We start from the raw sequence: 23971 nt of genomic DNA, 5'->3' as shown, positions 1-23971 counted from the left end.
TCGATCGGAGGGAACGGGCGTGACCCGGGCCAGCAGGGCGTCCGGCGCCCGGGCCCGGCAGCGCGGAAAGTCGCTGCCGCAACTGTTGTCCGTCGCCGTGGAATCCAACCCGGGCGGCCTCGCGCTGTCCTGGGACGACGGCGTGTCCGCACCGGTGAGCTGGACCTACGCCGAGCTCGACGAACGCGCCAACCGGCTGGCCCGGCTGCTGATCGCGCGCGGTGTCGGTCCCGAGGACATCGTCGCCGTCGGTATCCCGCGCTCGCCGGAGTCGGTGCTCGCGATGTGGGCGATCACCAAGACCGGTGCCGCGTTCCTGCCGGTCGACCCGAACTATCCGCCCGCCCGCGTCACGCACATGCTCGCCGATTCCGGCGCGGTGCTCGGTCTCGCGGTCGGCGCCGCGCTGGATCGGCTGCCCGGCACCGTCGACTGGCTGTGCCTCGACGATCCGGCCGTGCGCCGCGCCGCCGAGGAGCAGCCCGGCGACCCGGTGACCTTCGCCGACCGGGTGCGCCCGCTGCGGCTGACCCACCCGGCCTACATCACCTACACCTCGGGCTCCACCGGCCTGCCCAAGGGCGTCGTGGTGACCCACACGGGCCTGGCCGGATTCTGCGCCGAACAGCGCGCGCTCTACGGCGTCGAGCACACCTCGCGGACCTTGCACTTCGCCTCGCCCTCCTTCGACGGCGCCGTGCTCGAACTGCTGATGGCGGTCGGCGCCGCGGCGACCATGGTGATCGCGCCCGCCGGGATCTTCGGCGGGCCCGAGCTCGCCGAGGTGCTGCGCCGCGAGTCGGTGACGCACATGTTCATCACCGCCGCCGCGCTCGCCTCGGTGGACCCGGCCGGGCTGGACGACCTGGTCGTGATCGCCAGCGGCGGCGAGGACGTCCCGCCCGCCATGGTCCGCCGCTGGGCCACCGAATTGCCCTCGGGCACACGGCATTTCCACAACGGCTATGGGCCGACCGAGACCACCATCATGACCAACATCAGCGCCGCGCTGGCGCCGGGCGCGGCCGTGAACTTCGGCCCGCCGCTGCGCGGGGTCACCGAATACGTGCTCGACGAACGCCTGGTCCGGGTGCCGGACGGGATGATCGGCGAGCTGTACATCGCGGGCAACGAGCTGGCCCGCGGCTATCACGGGCGACCGGCGCTGACGGCATCCCGTTTCGTCACCGACCCGTTCGATCCCGCCGGTGGACGCATGTACCGCACGGGCGACCTGGTGCGCAGGCGCCCCGACGGCGCGGTCGAGTTCGTCGGCCGCAACGACTTCCAGGTGAAGGTCCGTGGTTTCCGGATCGAGCTCGGCGAGATCGACACCGTGCTCACCGCGCACGACAGTGTCGACTTCGCCGTGACCGTCGGCCACGAACTCGACAACGGCACCACGATTCTCGCCGCCTACGTGCACGCGACGCCGGGCGCGACGATCGACCTCGACCAGCTGCTCGCGCACGCCAAGGCGGGGCTGCCCGCGCACATGGTGCCGACCGCGCTGACCGTGCTCGACACCATCCCGCTGACGCCCGTCGGCAAGCTCGACCGCGCCGCGCTGCCCGCACCGACCTTGCGCGCCAAGGAGTTCCGCGCGCCGTCTGGGGCGATGGAGGAACTGGTCGCCTACATCTTCACCGAGCTGCTCGCGCCGGAGCGCCCGATCGGTGCCGACGACGACTTCTTCGCCCTCGGCGGCAACTCGCTGCTGGCCACCCAGGCCGCGGCCCGGCTCGGCGCCGAGCTGTCGGCGCGGGTGCCCGCGGGTCATGTCTTCGAGAGCCCGACGGTCGCCGGCCTGGCCCTGCTGCTCGAACCGCTCAAGGGCGCGGGCGGCCACGCCCCGCTGACACGCCGCGAGCGTCCCGAGCTGATCCCGCTCTCGGCAGCGCAGCGGCGGATGTGGTTCCTCAACCAGTTCGATCCGAACTCCACCGCCGAGACCATCCCGTTCGCGCTGCGGCTGGCCGGTCCGTTCGACGCGCGGGCCCTGCACGCCGCGCTGACCGACCTGGTGCACCGGCACGAATCCCTGCGCACCTACTACCCGGTCTACGACGGCGCTGCGCCCGATGGCCTGGTAGCCGACGGTGTCGGCCACCAGGTGGTGCTGCCGATCGCCGACGCGGTGCCCGATGTGCTGGTCGACGCGCTCACCGAGGACGAATTGCCGCTGTGGCTGGGCGAATTCGCCGCCACCGGCTTCGACGTCGCCGCCGGCGTGCCGCTGCGGGTGGCGCTGGCCGAACTCGGCCCGCGTGACCACGTGCTCGCGGTGGCGCTGCACCACATCACCGCCGACGGCGCCTCCGTCGCGCCGCTGCTGCGTGACCTGCTCGGCGCCTACCTCGCGCGCCGTAACCGGTCGCGGCCGAGCTGGCAGCCGCTGCCGGTGCAGTACACCGACTACACGCTGTGGCACCGGGCACTGCTCGGCAGCGAGGACGACCCGAATTCGCTCGCCGCCGCCCAGATCACGCACTGGCGCGAGGCGCTGGCCGGGCTGCCCGATCGCCTCGACCTGCCCACCGATCGCCCGCGCCCGCCGGTATTCACCGGTCGTGGCGCCGAATTCGGCTTCCAGATCCCGGCGTCGGTACACGCCGCGATCGCCGCGCTGGCCCAGCGCAGCGGCGCCTCGGAGTTCATGGTCGTGCACGCCGCCTTCGCGGTGCTGCTCGGCAGGCTCGCGCACACCGACGACATCGCCATCGGCACCCCGGTCGCCGGGCGCGGCGCACGCGAACTCGACGACCTGATCGGCATGTTCGTCAACACCCTGGTGCTGCGCTCGCGCCTCGACCAGCGAGCGAGCTTCGCCGAACTGCTGCGCGAGACCAAGCGCGCCGACCTGGCCGCCTTCGGCAACGCCGACCTGCCGTTCGAGCGTCTCGTCGAACTGCTCGACCCGGTCCGTTCGCAGGCCCACCACCCGCTGTTCCAGGTCGCGCTGTTCTTCCAGAACCTGGATCTGCCGAACCTGCGGCTGCCCGGTCTCGACGCGACACCTGTCGAATTCGACGGTGTAGTAGCGCGTTTCGACCTCCAGCTGACGATCGTGCCCGGCGCCGATCCGACCGAGCCGATGGCCGCGTCCTTCAACTACGCCACCGATCTGTTCGACGCCGAGTCGATCGAGACGCTGGCCGGTCGCTTCACCCACCTGCTCGACGCGGTCGCCGCCGACGCCGATGTGGCGATCGCCGACATCGACCTGCTCACCCCGGCCGAGCGCGAGCAGACACTGGTCGCCTGGAACGGGACCGGGCACCCGGTGGCGCCGGAACCGATGCTGGACGCGTATCGCCGTGCGGTGCAGTCACATCCGGATGCCACCGCGCTCGTCTACGAGGGCACCGAGCTGACCTATCGGCAGTTCGACGAGCGGGTCAACGCGCTGGCCAGGCTGCTGATCCAGGCGGGCGTCGGTCCGGAAGGGCTTGTCGGCCTGGCGATTCGGCGTTCGCCGGAACTCGTCGTCGCCATGTACGCGGTGCTCACCGCCGGTGGCGCGTACGTGCCGCTCGACCCGGATCATCCGGCCGAGCGCATCGCCTACATCCTGGACACCGCCCGCCCGGCCGCCGTTCTGAGCGCCGATGTGATGGCGGTGCCCGCGGGGACCGAACTGCTGCTGCTCGACGAGCTCGACACCCGTGGTGTGCCCGTCGACCCGGTGCGTCCGTCGGAGCTGCGCGCGCCCCTGCGCGCCGATCACCCGGCCTACGTCATCTTCACTTCCGGTTCCACCGGTAAGCCCAAGGGCGTCGCGGTCTCGCACGCGGCCATCCACAACCAGCTGGTGTGGATGCTGGCGAAATACCCGCTGGCCCTGGGTGATGTGTATCTGCAGAAGACCGCGACGACCTTCGATGTGTCGCTGTGGGGCTATTTCATGCCGCTGCGGGTCGGTGCGACGCTGGTGCTCGCCACCCCGGACGGGCATCGTGATCCGGCGTATCTGATCGACCTGATCGATCGGCACAGGGTGACCGTCACCGATTTCGTGCCGTCGATGCTCACGGTGTTCGCCGCCCAGGCCGCGTCGACTGGCGCCGCGCCCGAGGACGCTCGCGGCGTCGTGCTCGGCGGTCGCGACTTGGTGCCCGCTGGTCGCGATGCGGTGCCGGGCTCGATGCCGTCGCTGCGCGAGGTGTTCGTCATCGGTGAGGCGTTGCCGCCGGAGACGGTCGACGCGATGGCTGCGGTCAGCGCGGCTCGGCTGCACAATCTGTACGGCCCCACCGAGGCCGCTGTCTCGGTGACCTACTGGCCCGCCCGTGCGGGCGAGCGCAGCGTGCCGATCGGCCTGCCGCAGTGGAATACCCGTGTCTACGTGCTGGATTCGCGGCTTCGACCCGTGCCGCCCGGTATCGCGGGTGAGCTCTATCTCGCGGGTGATCAGCTCGCGCGTGGCTATGTCGCGCGGCCGGGTCTGACCGCAGACCGCTTCGTCGCCGACCCGTTCGACGCGGGCAAGCGCATGTACCGCACCGGCGATCTCGTGGTGTGGCGCCGCCCCACCACGACCGCGCCGCATCGCCTGGACTACCTGGGCCGCATCGACTTCCAGGTGAAGTTCCGTGGTCAGCGGATCGAGCTCGGGGAGATCGAGACCGCACTGTTGGCGCACGAATCCGTGAGCCAGGCAGTGGCTTTGGTCGCCTCGACCGAACTGGGTGACCAGCTCGTCGCCTATGTCGTGCCGAGCCCCGGTCACGCGGCGGAGCCCGACCGGCTCCAGGCGTTCGCCTCGAAAACCCTGCCCGCCTATATGGTTCCGGCCGCCGTCACCGTGCTCGACGCGTTGCCGCTGAACGCCAGCGGCAAGCTCGATCGCAAGGCGCTGCCCGCGCCGCACTTCACCGCGCGCGCCTTCCGTGCTCCGGGCACCGAGCAGGAGCGATTGGTCGCGGCACTGTTCGGAGAAGTGCTGGGCCGCACCGATATCGGCGCCGACGACGACTTCTTCGCCCTCGGCGGCAACTCGCTGATCGCCACGAAGCTGGTCGCCCGCCTCGGCGCGGCCACCGGCGGCCGGGTCGCCGTGCGCACCCTGTTCGAAACCCCGACCGTCGCGGGCCTCGCCGCCGCGCTCGACCCCGACGCGGGTTTGGAATCAACCAGTGGGCTCGGCACACTGGACCGCCCAGCCGAGCTGCCGCTCTCGCCCGCCCAGCGGCGCATGTGGTTCCTCAACCGGTTCGACCAGGGAGCGGGTGGCGACGGCGCCGCCGCCTACAACCTCCCGTTCGCGCTGCGCCTCACCGGCAGCCTGGACGTAGCTGCCCTCGCCACCGCACTGCGCGACGTGCTGGCCAGGCATGAAGTGCTGCGCACGATCTACCCCGACACCGGTGACGGCCCGATCCAGCAGGTGCTCCCGGTCGAACAGGTCGACTTGGATGTGTCGGTACACCGCACAGCGGCTGATCTCGTCGAGCAGGTCACCGCGCTCGCCGCGACCGCGTTCGATGTGACCACCGAGGTCCCGCTTCGGGTCCGGCTGTTCGACGTCACCGGGGCTGAGCCCGACGCGCCCACCGAGTATGTGCTCGCTGTCGTGGTGCACCACATCGCCGCGGACGCATCGTCGATGGTGCCGCTGGTGCGTGACGTGACCACCGCGTACCTGGCTCGGACCGCGGGCCATGCGCCCGGCTGGGCCACCCTGCCGGTGCAGTACGCCGACTACGCGCTGTGGCAGCTGGACCGGCTCGGCGACGAGACGGACACCGATTCCGCCGCTGCCAAGCAGATCTCGTTCTGGCGCGACGAATTGTCCGGCCTGCCGGATCTTTTGGAGCTGCCCGCCGATCGCCCGCGTCCCGCCGTTGCCTCGCTGTCCGGCAGCCGGGTGCCCGTTCGGGTCGACGCGGCCACCCACGCCGGGCTCGCCCGGATCGCGCAGGACAGTGGTGCCACCGTGTTCATGGTGCTGCACACCGCCTTCGCCGTGTTGCTGGCCCGGTTGGCCTCGGCTGCCGATGTGGCTGTCGGCACCCCGGTCGCCGGTCGTGGTGAACGTGAACTCGACGACCTGATCGGTATGTTCGTCAACACCGTCGTGCTGCGGACCCGTTACGACGGCAATGCCGCCTTCACCGAGCTCCTCGCCGCCCAGCGCGCGAGCGACCTGGCCGCGTTCGCCGCCGCCGACGTTCCGTTCGAGCGGCTCGTCGAGGTGCTCGATCCGCCGCGCTCCACGGCCCGGCATCCGCTGTTCCAGGTGGGTCTGTCCTTCCAGAACGTGGACCGCGCCGCACTGGAACTGCCCGGCCTGCGGATCGCGCCCGTGTCGGCGGAACTGGCTGTCTCGCAGTTCGATCTGCATCTGATCGTGGGTGACGGCTACGACGCCGACGGTGCGCCGACCGGCATCGAGGGCTTCTTCACCTACGCCACCGACCTGTTCGACGCGGCCACCGTGGCAGCGTTCGCCGATCGGCTCACCCTGCTGCTGGACGCGGTGGTGCGCGAGCCCGGTGTGGTCGTCGGTGATGTCGACCTGCGTACCGCATCCGAACGTGCCGACGAGATCACCACCGGCGCCGCCGATCTCGCTGTAGCCGGTGGCACACTGGCCGACCTGCCGTCGCTGGCCCGCCCCGAGGCCGTCGCGCTGGTCGCCGACCTGCCCGAGGGACGCCTCGAACTCACCTACGCCGAGTTCGAGGCGCGGGTGAACCGCCTTGCCCGCCACCTGATCTCGCTGGGCGTCGGTCCGGAGTCCCTCGTCGCGCTCGCTCTGCCGCGCTCGATCGAACTCGTCGTCGCCATGTTCGCGGTGACCCGATCCGGCGGCGCGTACGTGCCGATCGATCCGGACCAGCCCGCCGACCGCACCGACTACATCCTCGGCACGGCCGCACCGATCTGCGTGCTCAGCAATGGTTTCCGCACCGATGCCGCACCCGTGGTCCGGGTCGATCATCCGGTGCTCCAGTCCATCGACCCGTCGCCGGTCACCGATGCGGACCGCCGCGCGCCGCTGCGCCCGGAGAACACGGCCTACGTCATCTTCACCTCCGGCTCCACCGGCCGCCCCAAGGGTGTCGCGGTGCCGCACGCCGCCGTGGTCAACCAGTTGCACTGGCTGCGAGGCGAATTCGGCACCGACGCCACCGACGCCTTCCTGCTGAAGACCCCAGCCACCTTCGACCTGTCGGTCTGGGAATTCTGGTCCGCCGCGGTCTGCGGCGGCCGCCTGGTGATCGCCGCCCCCGACGGACACCGCGACCCCGCCTACCTGGACGCGCTCATCACCGACGCCGGGGTCACCACACTGACCGCGGTCCCCTCGCTGCTGGACGCGCTGTCCGGCTACTGGGAGGCAGGCCACCAGCAGGCGTCGCACACGGCCGAGCAGCCGCTGAGGCGCATTCTCGCCATCGGCGAGGCACTGCAGGCCCCGCTCGCCCAGCGCCTGCTGACCGCGCTGCCCGACACCAGGATCGACAACCTGTACGGCCCCACCGAGGCCGCCGTCTCGATCACCGACCACCGGGTGACCACGGCCGATGTGCTGACCGTGCCCATCGGCACCCCCGAATGGAACTGCCGCGTCTACGTCCTCGACGAGCGCCTGCGCCCGGTCGCCCCTGGCGTCAGGGGCGAGCTGTATCTCGCGGGCATCCAGCTGGCCCGCGGCTACCTGCGCAAGGCCGCACTCACCGCCGAACGGTTCATCGCCGACCCCTTCGAACCGGGCGCCCGCATGTACCGCACCGGCGACCTGGTCGCCCGCAACGGTGACTGCACCCTGAACTACGTGGGCCGCACCGACTTCCAGGTGAAAATCCGTGGGTTCCGCGTCGAGCCGGGTGAAGTCGAAACGGCCTTGCTCGGGCTGCCCGAGGTCACGCAAGCCGCGGTGCTGGCTCGCACCGATCCGCACTTCGGGGATCGACTTGTCGCCTACATCGCCGGCACGGAACCCGATGTAGCGCAGGTGAAGTCGGCGCTGCGTGACAAGCTGCCCGCTTACCTGGTGCCGGACGCGTTCGTCGTGCTCGACGAACTGCCGCGCACGGTCAACGGCAAGCTGGACCGGGCCGCGCTGCCCGCGCCGGTGTTCGAGGCCGCCGCGTTCCGTGCGCCCGCGACACCGACCGAACAGCTCGTCGCCGGGGTCTACGCCGAGATCCTCGGTGTCGACGCGGTCGGCGCCGACGACGACTTCTTCGCGCTCGGCGGCAACTCCCTGCTCGCCACCAGGGCGGCCGCCCGCATCGGCGCCGCACTGGATCGGGCGGTCGGCGTTCGCCTGCTGTTCGAGGCACCGACCGTGGCCGACCTCGCCCTGCGCGTGCACAGGTCCGACGAACTCGCCGCGCTGCCGCTGGTCGCCGGACCGCGCCCGGAACGGCTGCCGCTGTCACTGGCCCAGCAGCGGATGTGGCTGCTCAACCAGCTCGACCCCGACGCCACCGTCTACAACATCCCCGCCGCGATCCGCCTCACCGGCGCCCTCGACCTCGCCGCCCTCGGCGTCGCCGTGGGCGACCTGTTCGCCCGGCACGAGGTCCTGCGCACCCGCTACCCGGTGCCGGGTGGCGCCGCTCCCGCCGGCTCCGCCTGGTCGCGCTCCGCGCCCGCCGGTCGCTCTGCCGATCGAGGTATACAGAGCGGCGAGCCGGTGCAGGAGATCCTCGCGCCCGGATCGGTGCACATCGACCTGACGCCGGTGCCGGTCACCGCTGACCAGCTCGAGGACGAGGTGCGCCGCACGGTCGCCACCGGGTTCGACGTCACCACCGCGCCACCGGTGCGGCTGCGGCTGCTGCGACTCGGTGCCGACGACCACGTGCTGGTGTTCGTCGCCCATCACATCGCCGCCGACGGTTTCTCGATGGGTCCGCTCACCCGTGACCTGGTGCTGGCCTACACCGCGCGCACCGAGAGCGCGGCGCCCGCTTGGTCGCCGCTGCCGCTCCAGTACGCGGATTACGCGGTGTGGCAACGGGAATCGCTCGGCGACGAAGCCGATCCGGGATCGACGGCCGCCGCGCAGCTGGCCTACTGGACCGGGGAACTCGAGGCGCTGCCCGAGGAGATCGCGCTGCCCGCCGACCGGCCGCGCCCGCCGGTGCAGTCCTTCGCAGGCGCCGTCAGCACCGTCGAGATCGACGCCACGCTGCACGCGGACCTGGCCGGGCTGGCCCGCGCCGAAGGTGTCACCGTGTTCATGGTCGTGCAGGCCGCGCTCGCGGTGCTGCTGGCCCGCACCAGCGGCACCGACGACGTCGCGATCGGCACCCCGATCGCGGGCCGCGGTGCCCGTGAGCTCGACGATCTCGTCGGCATGTTCGTCAACACCCTGGTGCTGCGCAGCCGGATCGCCGAGGCCGAGCCGTTCACCGCGCTGCTGCGGCAGACCCGCGACACCGACCTGCGGGCCTTCGCACACGCCGACGTCCCGTTCGAGCGGGTCGTCGAGGCGGTGCAGCCGGCCAGGTCGGCGGGCAGGCATCCGCTGTTCCAGGTGGCGCTGTCGTTCGAGAACCTCGCCCCGGTCGCGTTCGAACTGCCCGGCATCGGGGTGAGCGCGCTGGACGCCCGCACCGCCGAAGCCAAGTTCGACCTGCTGCTCACCGTGCGCGAACGGCCCGACCACGGCGGCATGCACGCCGAATTCACCTACGCCACAGATCTGTTCGACGAATCGACGGTGCGGGCCTTCGGTGCGCGGTTCACCCGCGTGCTCGCCGAGCTGGTCGCCGATCCGGAGATCGCGGTGGGTGACGTCGACCTGCTCGACGACGCCGAGTTCACCGCGCAGACCACCTTCGCAGGCCCGCCCGCCGAACCCGAACGCACGCTGTCGCAGCTGATGGACGCCGCCGTGCGCGCCAACCCGACGGGTGTCGCCGTGCGCGGTGGCGGCCGCGGGTTCACCTACACCCAGCTCGACGCGGCGGCCAACCAGCTGGCCCGCGGTCTCATCGCCCGCGGTGCGGGTCCGGAAGTCGCTGTCGCCGTGGCGATCCGACGGTCCGTCGAATCGGTACTCGCGGTGTGGGCGATCGCTCGCACCGGCGCGCTGATCGTGCCGATCGATCCCGGTTACCCGGCCGAGCGGATCAGTCACATGGCCGCCGACTCGGACGCGGTCTTCGGCATCACCCTCACCGCCGAACTCGCCGGGCTGCCCGCCCTGCCCGGCGACGGCGGCTGGGTCGCGCTCGACGATCGGCAATTCATGGGCGAGGCCGCGGGCTACGCCTCGGTCGGCCTGCGCGAGATCGAGCTGCGCTCCCAGCCGCGAACCGGCAACGGCGCGTACATGATCTACACCTCCGGCTCGACGGGTCTGCCCAAGGGCGTTGTCGTCACCCACGCCGGGCTCGCCAACTTCTGTGCCGAGCAGAAGCAGCGCTACGGCCTCGATTCCGACACGCGCGCACTGGCTTTCGCCTCGCCGTCGTTCGACGCGTCCATGCTCGAGCTGCTGCTCGCGCTCGGCGGCGCGGGCACGCTGGTGGTGGCACCGGCGGGCTCGGTCGGCGGTACCGAGCTCGCCGAGCTCATCCGGTCCGAAGGCGTGACGCACGCCTTTCTCACGCCCGCGGTCGTCGCGACGCTCGACCCGGCCGGTGTGCCGGGCCTGCGCGCGCTGGTCGTCGGCGGTGAGCACGTGCCGGACGACCTCGTCGCACGCTGGAACACCCTGCCGCAGCGCAAGTTCCACAACGGCTATGGGCCCACCGAGACCACAATCATGACGTGCATCAGCGACCCGCTCGAGCCGGGCGCGGCGGTGCACATGGGCGGTCCGATCCGCGGCATCCGCGCGCTTGTCCTCGACGAGCGCCTGCGCCCGGTCCCCGAGGGCGTCACCGGTGAGCTGTACCTGGGCGGCATCCAGCTGGCCCGCGGCTACCACCGCCGCTTCAGCCTGACCGCGGCACGCTTCGTCGCCGACCCGTATGGACCCGAAGGATCCCGCCTCTACCGCACCGGCGACCTCGTCCGCCGCCACGGTGACGTCCTGGAGTTCGTCGGCCGCAACGACTTCCAGGTGAAGATCCGCGGCCTGCGGATCGAACTCGGCGAGATCGACGCCGTCCTGGCCGCGGCGCCCGGCGTCTCCTGGGTCACCACCCTCGGCCGCGACAACGGCGCAGGCGCGACCATGCTGGTGTCCTACGTCCTGGCCGAACCGGGGGAGCGGCTCGACCCGGCCGAACTCACCGCCCTGGCCGCGCGGGTACTGCCCGACTACATGGTGCCCGCCGCGATCGTCGTCCTCGACGAACTCCCGCTGACGCCGGTCGGCAAGCTGGACCGGCGCGCACTACCGGACCCGGTCACCGTGCGCAGCGAGCACCGGCCGCCGCGCACCGCGGCCGAACGCGCCGTCGCCCGGGTGATCGGCGAGGTGCTCGGCCACGACCGGGTCGGCCTCGACGACGACTTCTTCGCCCTCGGCGGCGACAGCATCACCGCCATCCAGGTGGTCTCCCGCGCCGCGGCGGCAGGCGTGGTGCTGCGCCCGCGTGACCTGTTCGACGCGCGCACCGTCGGTGCGCTCGCCGAGCGCGCCGAGGTCACGCTGGACGCGGGCACGCGGCCCGCCGCCCTGCCGCTGACCGCCACCGCGGCCCAGCTGATCGAGGCGGGGGAGAGCGCGGTCGAACCGCGCGCGGTGCTGCTCGACGTGCCAGCGGACTGTTCCGACGAGGCGGTCGCCGATGTCGCCCACGCCGTGATGAACCAGCATCCGATGCTGTGGGCGGTACTCGACCGCTCCGGTGCCACACCGGCTCTGGTGATTCCGTCGCACGAGGAGCGGACCGGCGACGCCTTCCGCAAACTCGACGCCACCGACGGTGAGTCCTCGCTGCCGGTCGACGACATCGTCGCCGCGGCCGCCGCCGCGCTCGATCCGGACGAGGGCCGCAATATCCACTTCGTGCTCACCGGCAACGCCGAGCGTGGCTCCACCCTGGTCGTTGTCGCCAATGCCCTCGTCCTGGACGAGGCGTCGTTGCGTTCGGTCGTCGACCAGCTGACCACGGCGTGGAGCCGCGGCCGCCACGCGGCGCCTGCCGCACCCGATGCCGGGCTCGGCGACCTCGTGCGCAGGCTCGCCGACTACCCGTCCTCGGCCCGCGCCCGCACCGAACGCGAATACTGGCATCGCGCGATCCGTTCCAGGGCAGCCGAATCCGCCGATCTGAGCCAGCGCAACCGGGTCTCGCTGAGCATCACCGGCGAAGGTACCGCCGCCGTCAGCACGGTCGCCGAGGCCTACCGCGCCACCGTCGACGAGGTGCTGCTCACCGCCGCCGCGCTCGCCCTGTCCACCGCGGCCGACTCCGCCGTCGCGCGGGCGATCGGCACCGTGGTCCGGCTGCGCGCCGACCAGCGCGTGCTCGGCAGGACCGACGCGGAGAACGTCGTCGGCGGGTTCACCACCGACTATCCGCTGGCGCTGCGCCTGGAGGGCGTCGACATCGCCGACGCGCTCGTCGGCGGTCCGGCCGCCGGTATCGCGCTGGCCCAGATCAAGGAACTGCGCCGGACGGTGCCCGCGCACGGTGCCGGCTTCGGCCTGCTGCGCTACCTCGACGTCGAGGCCGCCGACAGCGTGCGCGCGCTCGACCGCGGCCGGTTCGCGGTGCGCTTCCGCGATCTGCGCCCGGCCAAGGTGCACACCGACGTCACCGCCGACGACCTGGCGCTGGCCCTGACAGTCGACGCCACCGCCGACGGCATGGTCGCCCGCTTCGACTACGCCACCGCGGTGCTCACCGCCGACGCGGTCAAGGCCTTCGCCGAACACTGGATCCGCGCGCTCGGCGGCCTCGCCGAACATGGATTGCGTCCCGGCGCAGGCGGATTCACCCCGTCGGACTTCCCGCTGGTTCGCCTCGGCCAGACCGAACTCGGCAGGCTCGCCCGCCGCTACCCGCTGCTCAGCGACGTGTGGCCGGTGACGCCGCTGCAATCGGGCATGCTGTTCCACGCCCTGCTCGCGGAGAACTCGGTCGACCCCTACATCACCCAGTTCGTCCTCGACCTCGACCCGGCCGTCGACGCCGAGCGACTGCACCGCGCCGCGCAGACCGTGCTCGACCGGCACGACAACCTGCGCGTCGCCTTCGCCACCGACGCCGCGGGCACCCCGCTGCAGGTGGTGCTCGACGACATCGACGTGCCGTGGCAGGTCATCGACGCCGACGCCGCGTCCTACCAGCGGATCAGAGCGGCCGACGTCGCCGCGCACTTCGACATGGCCGTCGCGCCCCTGCTGCGCTTCACCCTGGTGCGCACGCCGGACACCGCGCACCTGCTGGTCACCAGCCACCACATCCTGATCGACGGCTGGTCGACCCCGCTGCTGCTGCAGGAACTGCTCACCGCCTACGCGGTCGGCGCTCGCACGCGGCGCCTGCCGAAACCGGCGCCCTACCGCGACTACCTGGCCTGGCTCGTCGATCAGGACCCCGAGGCCGCGCGCCAGGCCTGGCGCGCCGCGCTCACCGGTCTCGCCGAGCCGACCCCGCTGGCCCCGGTCGACCAGGGGCGCGAGATCGCCACGGGGACAGGCGAAACCGGCTTCGCGCTGTCGCAGGCCGACACCGCCGCGCTGAGCGAACTCGCCGCCGGCCTCGGCGTCACGGTGAACACCGTGGTCCAGGCCGCGTGGGGCGTGCTCATCGCGCGCCTGGTCGACCGCGACGACGTCGTGTTCGGCGCGACCGTCTCCGGCAGGCCCGCCGCGCTCGACGGGGTGGAACGCATGGTCGGCCTGTTCCTCAACGCCATCCCGGTCCGGGTGCGGGTGCGGCCCGGCGACACCGTCGCCGAACTGCTGCGCAGACTGCAGGACGATCAGGCCGCGCTGCTCGATCACCACTACCTCGGGCTCGGCGAGATCCAGGAGATCGCGGGTATCGAGGCCCTGTTCGACTCGCTGGTCGTGTTCGAATCGTTCCCGGTCGACCGGGAGGGGCTGGCCCAGGCCGCCAGCGGATCGGCCGCCGTGACCGGAATGGACGCCACCAACGGCACGCACTACCCGCTGACCGTGCAGGTCGTCGCCGACGGACAGCTGCGCGTCTCGGTGAAATACCTGCGCGATGTGTTCGGCGAGGACACCGCGACCGCGCTGGCGCAACGCTTCTCGATGCTGCTCGCCCGCTTCACCAGGGCGCCGCACGCGCGGATCGCCGAGATCGACGTGCTGCTGGCGGAGGAACGCGCGACCCTGTCCGCGGTCAACGCCACCGACGCGCCGGAACTGCTCGACGAGTCGACCCTGCTGTCGCTGTTCGACGCGCAGGTCACGAAGTCGCCCGACGCCGTCGCGCTCGTCGACGGCGAAACCTCGCTCTCCTACGGCGAATTCGACGCCAGGGTGCGCGCCCTCGCCGCCGCTTTGCGCGCCGAGGGTGCCGGCCCCGAGTCGCTGGTCGCGGTCGCGATGCGACGCGGCATCGATCTGGTGACCGCGATCTACGCGGTGCTGCGCACCGGTGCCGCCTATGTGCCGGTCGACCCGGATCATCCGGCCGAGCGCACCGAGCGGGTACTGGCCGCGGCCGCTCCCGTCTGCGTGCTCACCACCGGCGGTACCGGATTCGACACTGCCGCGGCGGTTCCCGTCGTCGAGATCGACAACCTGGGTACGGCCGCGCCGGTGCCGATGGCCGCGCCGCAGCCGGACAACCTGGCCTACGTCATCCACACGTCCGGCTCCACCGGTACGCCCAAGGGCGTCATGCTCACCCACCGCCAGCTGGTCGCCCAGTTCCGCTGGGCGCAGCGCACCTACCCGCACGGTCCCGGCGACGTGGTGCTGCACAAGACGCCGGTCACCTTCGACATTTCCACCTGGGAACTGCTGTGGCCGTTGCAGACCGGCGCGACCGTGGTGATCGCCGAACCCGATGGCCACCGCGATCCGGTCTACCTGGCCCGGGTGCTAGCCGAACGTGCCGTCACCACGGTGCATTTCGTGCCGTCCATGCTCGACGCCTTCCTCTCCGATGGGCGCGACGCCGAGTTCCCCGCGCTGCGCCGGGTTTTCGCCGCCGGTGAGGCGCTGTCGGCGTCGACCGCACGACGGTTCGCGCAGGCGCTGCCCGGTGTCGAGCTGATCAACTGGTACGGCCCGGCCGAGGCGACCGTCGTCACCGCCGCGCAGGCCGAAGCCGGTGCCGCCGTGAGCATTCCGATCGGCGCGCCCGTCGCCAACACCCGCGTGCATGTGCTCGATCGGCAGCTGCTGCCGGTACCGCCCGGCACCGCGGGCGAGCTGTACCTCGAAGGTGTGCAGCTGGCGCGGGGCTACCTCGGCGCGCCAGCGCTGACCGCCGAGCGGTTCGTCGCCCAGCCCGGCGGTGGCAGGCTCTACCGCACCGGCGACGTGGTCCGCTGGACCGCCGAGCAGGAGCTGGAGTACCTGGGGCGCAGCGACTTCCAGGTGAAATTGCGTGGTCAGCGGATCGAGCTCGGTGAGGTCGAGGCCGTGCTGCGCGACCACCCGGACATCCGGCACGCCGCCGTCGCCCTCGTTCACGGCCCGACCGGTGACCGGTTGGTCGGCTATGTGGTGCCCGCCGAGAACGAAAAGCCCGAGACGGCGACTCCCGCCGCCGGCTACTCGATCGAGAGCGGCAACGGACTCGACGAGACGGCACTGCTCGCCCATGCTCGCGCGGCGCTGCCGTCGTACATGGTGCCATCGACCCTGGTGACACTGAAGTCGTTGCCGCTCAACGCGAGCGGCAAGCTCGACCGCAAGGCGCTGCCGGTGCCCGCGGTCACCACCCGGCCCTACCGGCCGCCGACGACCCCGCTGCAGCGCGCTGTCGCCGAGGTGTACGCGGAGGTGCTCGGGGCGGGCAAGGTCGGCCTCGACGACGACTTCTTCGAGCTCGGCGGTAACTCGCTGGTCGCCACCAAGGCGATCAGCAGGCTACGCACCAGGGTCGGCGCCGAGGTGCGGGTGCAGTGGTTCTTCACCGACGCCACGGTCGCCGCGCTGGCCGACCGCATCGATGCCACCCAGTCCGGGACCGGTGACTACGACCTCGAATCCGACGACGCCCTCGGCGTGCTGCTGCCCATCCGCAACCGGGTGCCGCACGGCACCGAAGCGGGCGGCCCGCTGTTCTGCGTGCACCCGATGTACGGCCTGTCCTGGTGCTATGCCGGTCTGGCACAGTACATTCCAGCCCGGCGGCCGATCTTCGGCCTGCAGTCGCCCGCGCTGAGCGAGGCGGGCTACCTGCCCGGCACGCTCGCCGAGATGGCCCGGCGCTATGTCGCCGAGATCAAGGCCGAGCAGCCGCACGGCCCGTACCGGCTGATGGGCTGGTCGCTGGGCGGTGTGCTCGCGCACGCCGTCGCCACCGAACTGCAGGCGGCGGGGGAGCGGGTCTCGCTGCTGGCGATGCTCGACTCGCACCCCGACATCGACGTCCCCGATTTCCACACCGCGGTCCGCGACGCGCTCGCCGAACTCGGCGTCGACCTCGGCGCGGCACTGCCCGCCGCGGGCGTGCGCGACCTCAGCGAGGACGGGCTGGCCGCGCTGCACGCGATCATCCCGGCCAACATGGCCGTGCTCACCCCGGAACGGGTGCGCCGGATCTACCGCAGCGCCGTGCGCTCGGCCGAGCTGATCGCCGAGCACCGGCCCGCGGTGTTCCGGGGCAGGCTGGAGTATTTCAGCGCGCTCGGGCACGAGACGGCGGCGCGGAATTGGTCGCCGTATGTCGACGGCGAAGTGCGCGACCGGCCGGTCGCGGTAGTGCATGATCAGATGACCTCACCGCAAGCGCTGGCCGAGATCGGACCGCGCCTGGCGGAGCTGCTCGATGCGGGTGACCGGGAGTCCGGGGCCCGATGAAATCGGTGTGGCTGGTGAGGCATGATGTGACCGCGCTGTTGTAACGATTCCTACTGTTGTAGCGGCCTGGTAACCCGTAGGGTTCTGGCGTGGTGCAACCCATTCGAAACGAAGCGAAGGTGCGAAATTGATTCGTCGGCACTCCCGGCGTCGTGGCTCCCGCGCCGCGGCGATGATCGCGGCAACCGCAGTGGCCGCCGGACTGATGTCCGGCATCGGAGCGAGCCCGGCCTCGGCTGACCCGATCATCGATTCCAAAACCCTGCTCGCCAATCCCGTTTCCGAGGACGGCTCCAAGATCGTCAAGGCCGAGGTCAAGGATTCACGCAGCCTGCGGCTACACGTGTACTCCGCGGCCATGGACCAGAACATCATCGTCGACGTGCAGCGCCCGGCCGACGCCTCCGTCCCGCGCCCCACCCTGTACCTGCTCAACGGTGCCGGTGGCGGCGAGGACGCCGCGTCCTGGGTCGCCAAGACCGACGCGCTGGCGTTCCTCGGCGACAAGAACGTCAACGTCATCCAGCCGATCGGCGGCTCCTGGAGCTACTACACCGACTGGATCAAGGACGACCCGGTCGTCGGCCGCAACAAGTGGAAGACCTTCTTCACCGAGGAACTTCCCCCGCTGATCGACGGCGCGCTCGGCACCAACGGCGTGAACGCCATCGCGGGCCTGTCCACCTCGGGCACCACCGTGCTCGCGCTGCCGATCGCCAAGCCCGGCCTCTACAAGGCGGCCGCCGCCTACAGCGGGTGCGCGCAGACCAGCGACCCGGTCGGTTCCGAGTTCGTCAAGCTCACGGTCGAGACCTGGGGCGGCGGCGACACCATGAACATGTGGGGTCCGCAGGGCTCGGAGGAGTGGGTCGCGAACGACCCGTACGTCAACGCCGAGGGCTTGCGTGGTGTCGATCTCTACGTCTCCACCGGCAACGGCCTGCCCGGCCCGTACGACACCCTCAACGGTCCGCACGCGCTGCCCGGCCCCTACGGCCTGGCCAACCAGATCATCATCGGTGGCGTCATCGAGGCGGGTACCAACTTCTGCACGCACAACCTGGCGAACCGCCTCCAGGAGCTCGGCATCCCGGCGACCTTCAACTTCCGTCCCAACGGCACCCACTCGTGGGGCTACTGGCAGGACGAGCTGAAGCTGTCGTGGCCGGTCCTGGCTCGCGGCCTCGGCCTGTAAGGTTCTTCGCGTTCGACGAAGCCGCCCCGGTATCGCCGGGGCGTTTTTCGTTTGCCGGACTGCCTCTCGACGTTTGCGAATTGTGGTTAACTTAGGTTGACTGGTCCGGCGCTGCCGACAGCCGTCTACAGCCCTGGTTCGCGGAACGGAAGTGAGTGCATGGTCGCCGATCGCAGTGAGGCCGAACGCGCCTGCGAGCCGACCACCGCACCGGCGCGGGTCGTGCGCCGCAGGCCCAAGGATCGCAAGATCCAGATCATGCGGGCCGCCGCCCGTGCGTTCAGCGCGCGCGGCTACTACCCGGTGGGTGTGGACGAGATCGCGGCCGAGGTCGGCATCTCCGGTCCCGCCCTCTACCGCCACTTCGCCAACAAATACGCCCTGCTTGTCGCCGCTGCCGAGGAAGGCGCGCGTGGGCTGCGTGACGTCGCGAAAGCCGCCGACGATCCGGCGCTGAGCGCAGAGGCCAGACTCGACGCGCTGCTCACCGCCGTCGCCGAGCACAATATCGACATCCGCCGCGAGGCGGGCCTCTACCGCTGGGAACGCCGCTATCTCGAGCGCGAGGACCGGGTGCGCATCCGTGCGTTCTACCGCGAGCTGGAAGCGATGGTCGCCGCGCCGATCGCCGAACTGCGACCCGAGGCGAGCGCCGAGAATGTCACCCTGCTCGCGGTCGGCGCGCTGAGTTCGCTGGCCAGCATCGCCGCGCATCGCACCACGCTCTCGCACACGCGGATGCTCGCCGTGCTGCGCGATATGGCCTGGGCGATCGTGCGTGCCGAGCTGCCGCCCGCACCGGCCGAGGCCGAACCGGACAAACAGAACCGTGGCCTGCCGGTGACCTCGAAACGCGAACAGCTGCTCACCGAGGCGATCCGGATCTTCGGCCGCAACGGCTACCACGAATCGGGCATCGAGGAGATCGGGGCAGCCGTCGGCATCAACGCCTCCAGCGTCTACCGGCACTTCGACAGCAAGGCCGACCTGCTCGCCGCCGCCTTCCACCGCACCGGCGACCGCCTGGCCGTCGCCATCGGGGAGGCGCTGGCCGAGGCCGAGAGCCGCGCCGACGCCGCGCGCCGCATCGCCGACCGCTATGCCCGCCTGACCTTCGCGACCCCGGAGATCATGCCGGTCTACTACGCGGAGTTCAGCAATCTCCCGCAGGCCGAACAGCATCGGCTGCGCGCCATCCAGCGCCAGAACATCCTCGAGTGGGCCAACCTGCTCGACGACGACCCGATCGAAGCGCGCTTCCGCGTGCACGCCGCGATCGGCCAGATCATCGACGTCGGCAGGCTGCTGCGCTTCGACTCCCGCCCCGAACAACTCGCCCGCCTCGGCGCACTGACCGGCGCCGTCCTCCTCGGCGGCGCGGCCCGGCCGGAACTGAACGACCGCTAGCGGCCGTGACGGAGCCGGAAGAGGGCTTTCGCCGCGTGCAGATGGCCGGGGTGACGGTCGAAGGTCGATAGTCGAATCGGGGCACGGTAGCGCCTGCGGGCGATCGACATCGTGCGGCTGAATTCGCGCAGACCCTGCCTGCCGTGGCTGTGGCCCTGCCCGTACTCGCCGACGCCGCCGAACGGCAGGGCGGGGATGCCGGTGAACGCGGTCGACGAATTCACTGTCACCACACCGACTCTCAGCTGTTCGGCGATGAACTCGGCGCTGGGGATATCGCGGGTGAACACGGTGACCGCGATGCCGTTGCCCGCCGCGTTCACCCTGGTCACCGCGTCGGCGAGGTCGGCGACGCGGTTCACCACCAGTACCGGGCCGATGCCCTCGCCGGTGATCGCGATGCTCTCCTCCGGCACCTCCGCCAGCACGATCGGCTCCACATAGGGGTCGCGGAAGGAATCGAGGCCGCCGAGGACCGCGTGCCCGCCGCGGGCGATGGCATCGCGGACCTGCTTGCGCACCACGTCGACCTGGGTGGCGTTGATCATCGGGCCGTAGGCGGCGCGATTGTCGGCGCCCGGCCGCAGTTTCGCGGCCCGGTCGGCCACCCTGGCAAGGAAGTCGTCGAACACCGAGTCGGCGACATAACAGCGCTGGATGCCCGAGGCGTTCTGGCCCGCGTTGGCCATCGCGCCGAAGACCGCGGCCTCGGCCGCCGCGTCGAGAACGGCGTCGACGTGCACGATCATGCTGCCCTTGCCGCTGTGCTCGACCACGACCGGCGTCAGCGTCTGCGCGCACAGTGCGATCACGTCCCGCCCGCCCGCTTCCGGACCGGCGTAGGCGATCTTGTCGACCTTGGCCCTGCACAGCGCGGTCGCGGTGCGCGCGTCGCCGGTGACCGCTTGCAGCACCGGCTGATCGGGCGCCACCGCGGCCCAGCTCTCGGCCAGCCAGGTGCCGACGCCGGTGGTCAGTTCGTGCGGGTTGAACACCACCGCGTTGCCCGCCGCCATGGCGTAGGCGATCGAGCTCATCGGCGTGAAGACCGGGTTGTTCCAGGCTCCGAGCACGCCGACGACGCCCAGCGGCAGATAACCCACCGAGGCATGCTGATTGCGGGTGAACCACCCCGTGGCCAATCGTTTACGGCCGAGCGTGCTCTGCGCGTTGCGGGCGGCCCAGTCCAGATTCTCCACCGCCAGCATCACTTCCAGCGTGGCGTCGGCCTCCGGCTTGCCCGTTTCGCCGCGCAGCACTTCCACCAATTCGCCGGTATGCCTGGCGATATAGCCGCGCCAATCCAGCAGCAGACGCTTGCGGGCGCCGAATCCCAGTTCACCCCACCAGTTCTGGGTCGCGCGGGCCGTGCGCACCGCGCGGGTGACCTCGGCCTGCCCGTGGACCGGATACTGCGCGAGCTTTTCGCCGGTGCGCGGGTCGAACGACGTCAGCACGCCGGACCGCCCCGCCGGCGCGGCTGTGCCTGCCGGTGCCGAGTCGCCCATTGTCACCTCTCACGAGATCGAACACGCCCGCGCGCGGGCCGGTGAGACGAGTGTTTCCCCGACGTCAGCGTATGGGCGCGGAGGCCGCGCCGACAAGGTCATCGCACTGCCCTTCCACTGCCCCCGTGAGCAAAACCACAGCAGCCACGTCACCGGCCGGGTCCACGCAGACCGGACCGGGAGAACCGGCGGACCGGTAACATCGCGCCGAACGGTATGGATCACTTACCGGGAAGCAAATTCCGTGTGCGCTCGCCCGAGCATGGGCGCCGCACCCGGCCGATGGTGGAGAGTTGATGCCGAGTTCGATCTCAGTGGATTCGCCCGCAGGTGGCGTCGCGTCGCGCGGCGGTGAGCCCGCGGTGCTGGTGTCCGACGTGCGCAAGTCCTTCGGCGATGTGCACGCGTTGCAGGGCATCAGTTTCCAGGCGGAAAAGGCCAGCGTGCTCGGCATCCTGGGACCCAACGGCGCCGGGAAGACCACCACGGTCAAGATCCTGTCGACGCTGCTGCGCCCCGACTCCGGCACCGCGGTCGTCGCCGGACACGACGTGCTCACCGACAGCGCGGCCGTGCGCCGGTCGATCATGATGACCGGCCAGTACGCCGCCCTCGACGAGAACCTCTCCGGCCGGGAGAACCTCGAGCTGTTCGGCAGGCTGATGGGCCTGGCCAAATCGGCCGCCCGCAAACGCGCAGACACCCTGCTCGAGGAGTTCGACCTGGTCAGTGCGGGCAAGCGTGCCGTGCGCAACTACTCCGGCGGTATGCGCCGCCGCGTCGACATCGCCTGCGGGCTGGTCGTGCGGCCCGAGGTCGTCTTCCTCGACGAGCCGACCACCGGTCTGGACCCGCGCAGCCGTCAGGGCGTGTGGGACCTGGTCACCGCGCTCAAGAACCAGGGCATCACGGTGCTGCTGACCACGCAGTACCTCGAAGAGGCCGACGTGCTCAGCGACAACATCATCGTCATCGACCGGGGCACCGTCATCGCCGAAGGCACCGCCGACCAGCTCAAGGCGCGCACCGGCGGCAGCTTCTGCGAGATCGTCCCGCTCGACATCAGCCGCATCCCGGCCACCGTGCAGGCCCTCGGTGACCTGGTCCCGGCCGCCGTCGCCGCCGAGGTCGACGGCGCCGACAAGCTCTCCATCCCGGCCCCCGACGGCGCGGCCACCCTGGCCGAGGCACTGCGCAGGCTCGACAACGCGGGTATCGACCTGGCCGACATCGCGCTGCGCAGGCCGTCGCTCGACGACGTGTTCCTGTCGATCACCGGGCATTCGGGCGGGCACCAGTGAGCGTGCCGACTCTCCGGGCGGACGAGCTGTTCGCCACGGTCCCCGCGGCGCACCCGAGCAGCTTCGCCCAGTGGCGGGCGCTGACCGGCCGCGTCGTATGGACCATGGTCACCAAGGGCGAACTGATCGTCGCGCTGATCTTCCCGCTGGTGGTGACGCTGGGCTTCTACCTGCCGCTGCGGTACGTGATGAAGTTCCAGGGCATCGACTACGCCCAGTACGTGATGCCGATCGTCGTGCTGCAGACGATGGCGATGACGATGATGTCGAACGCCCAGCTGGCCGCGTTCGAAGCGCTCACCGGCTTGAGTACCCGGCTGCAGACGATGCCGATCGGCACCATCGTGCCGCTGGCGTCACGGATCAGCGCGGGTCTGGTCCGCTCGGTGGTCTCGCTGGTCGCGACCATCGGCTACGGCTACCTGATCGGCTTCCGGTTCGACGCCGGGTTCGGTCAGGCCATGCTGTTCTGTGGCTTCGCGCTGCTGGTCGGGCTGGTGCTCACCTTCGGCGCCGACGCGCTGGGCAGCCTCACCAAGAACCCGGAGGCGTTGAGCCAGGCGCTCACGCTGCCGATCCTGATCTTCGGCATGCTCTCCACCGGCTTCGTGCCGGAGCAGAGTTTCCCGTCCTGGATTCGTGGGTTCGCCCGCAATCAGCCGATCTCGCAGTTCTCCCAGTCGCTGAGCGATATGGCCGCGGGCGGAGCCAGCTGGGACGGCGTGTGGGTGTCGCTGGTGTGGCTCGGTGCGGTCAGCATTTTCTTCCTCCCACTGGCGGTGTGGGCGAGTGTGAGGCGATCATGACGACAGTGGATACGACCGAGCGGATCGACCAGCCGATGGCCGCGGCCAAGACCGCGGCCGAGCTGCCCGTGGTCGACGCCAAGCCGGTGACCTCGGTGTCGGTGTGGTTCGTCCACAGCCTGCTCCAGTGCAAACGGCTGCTCATGGTGTGGCTGCGCGACCCGTCGACCACCATCCAGACCGTCGTGTATCCCGCGGTGACCCTGCTGATGTTCCAGGTCGTGCTCGGTGACTCGATCACCGATGCCACCGGCATACCGAGCATCTACGGCCAGGCCGCGCTGCTCACCCTGATCGCCGCGATGACCGGCGCGGTGGTCAGTGCGCTCGGCTTCAAACGCGACAAGGCCAGCGGGCTGCTCAGCCGCTTCTACACGATGCCGCTGAACCGGGCGTCGCTGCTCACCGGCAGGCTGCTGGCCGAAGCGCTGCGCATCCTGACCACCACGGTCATCGTGCTGCTGGTCGCGGTGCCGCTCGGGTTCCTGTTCATGGAGGACCCGCTGGCGAACATCGCGCTGATCTGCATCCCGGTGCTGTTCGGTCTCGGCTTCGCCGTCATGGTGACGGCGTTGGCGACCATCACCGAGGGCGTGATGCTGGTCAGCCTGATCGGCATCGTCAACACGCTGCTGATGTTCTTCAACTCCGGGTTCGTGCCGGTCTTCGCCTACCCGACCTGGCTGCAGTCGGTCGTCGCGAATCAGCCGATGAGCTGCGCGATCGACGCGATGAAGGGTCTGTCCTACGGCGGCCCGGTCGCCGAACCGCTGCTGAAGACGGTCGCGTGGACGGTCGGCATGGTGGTGGTCTTCGCCTACCCGGCGATCGTCGGCTACAAGAAGGCGGCCGAGTCGGCGTAGGTCCGTCGCGCTTCGAAC

7 protein-coding genes are annotated in these 23971 nt (G+C 70.8%); 6 read left to right on the top strand and 1 reads right to left on the bottom strand.

Features of this window, described 5'->3' with window-relative positions; all coding sequences use genetic code 11:
• The first annotated feature begins 19 nt into the window (after positions 1-19).
• The 3 genes from ACWF82_RS23945 to ACWF82_RS23935 all read left to right on the top strand — a co-directional run bounded on the left by ACWF82_RS23945 (position 20) and on the right by ACWF82_RS23935 (position 19475).
• Positions 20-16873 (top strand): amino acid adenylation domain-containing protein, encoded by a 16854-nt coding sequence (locus ACWF82_RS23945; protein ID WP_452504484.1) that lies wholly within the window; start codon positions 20-22, stop codon positions 16871-16873.
• Between the two features lie 172 nt (positions 16874-17045).
• A complete protein-coding gene (locus ACWF82_RS23940) occupies positions 17046-18068 on the top strand; it encodes an alpha/beta hydrolase (RefSeq protein ID WP_452504546.1) in 1023 nt (340 codons plus the stop codon).
• 159 nt (positions 18069-18227) lie between these two features.
• Complete coding sequence (locus tag ACWF82_RS23935) at positions 18228-19475, top strand: TetR/AcrR family transcriptional regulator (RefSeq protein ID WP_452504482.1); 1248 nt, start codon at positions 18228-18230, stop codon at positions 19473-19475.
• Here the strand turns inward: ACWF82_RS23935 and ACWF82_RS23930 are convergent.
• Positions 19472-20983 carry an aldehyde dehydrogenase family protein gene (locus tag ACWF82_RS23930; protein WP_452504480.1) on the bottom strand — a complete coding sequence of 504 codons (1512 nt, stop codon included), beginning with the start codon at positions 20981-20983 and terminating at the stop codon, positions 19472-19474. The genes ACWF82_RS23935 and ACWF82_RS23930 overlap by 4 nt on opposite strands.
• A 296-nt stretch (positions 20984-21279) precedes the next feature.
• Here ACWF82_RS23930 and ACWF82_RS23925 point away from each other — a divergent pair, with 296 nt between their 5' ends.
• From ACWF82_RS23925 to ACWF82_RS23915, 3 genes are read left to right on the top strand one after another with little or no spacing between them, the layout of a single operon-like run.
• Entirely contained in the window at positions 21280-22284 is a 1005-nt protein-coding gene (locus tag ACWF82_RS23925; protein ID WP_452504478.1) for an ATP-binding cassette domain-containing protein, read from the top strand.
• Positions 22281-23090 carry an ABC transporter permease gene (locus tag ACWF82_RS23920; RefSeq protein WP_379036330.1) on the top strand — a complete coding sequence of 270 codons (810 nt, stop codon included), beginning with the start codon at positions 22281-22283 and terminating at the stop codon, positions 23088-23090. Before ACWF82_RS23925 ends, ACWF82_RS23920 begins: the two co-directional genes overlap by 4 nt.
• On the top strand, positions 23087-23953 hold the full coding sequence (locus ACWF82_RS23915; protein ID WP_452504476.1) for an ABC transporter permease: 867 nt from the start codon (positions 23087-23089) through the stop codon (positions 23951-23953). The genes ACWF82_RS23920 and ACWF82_RS23915 overlap by 4 nt, the downstream gene beginning before the upstream one ends.
• Positions 23954-23971 lie beyond the last annotated feature (18 nt).

It is taken from the genome of Nocardia sp. NPDC055053 (genome assembly GCF_053608285.1).
Note: the sequence above shows the minus strand (reverse complement) of the source record. Positions and strands in the feature narration are given on the sequence as shown.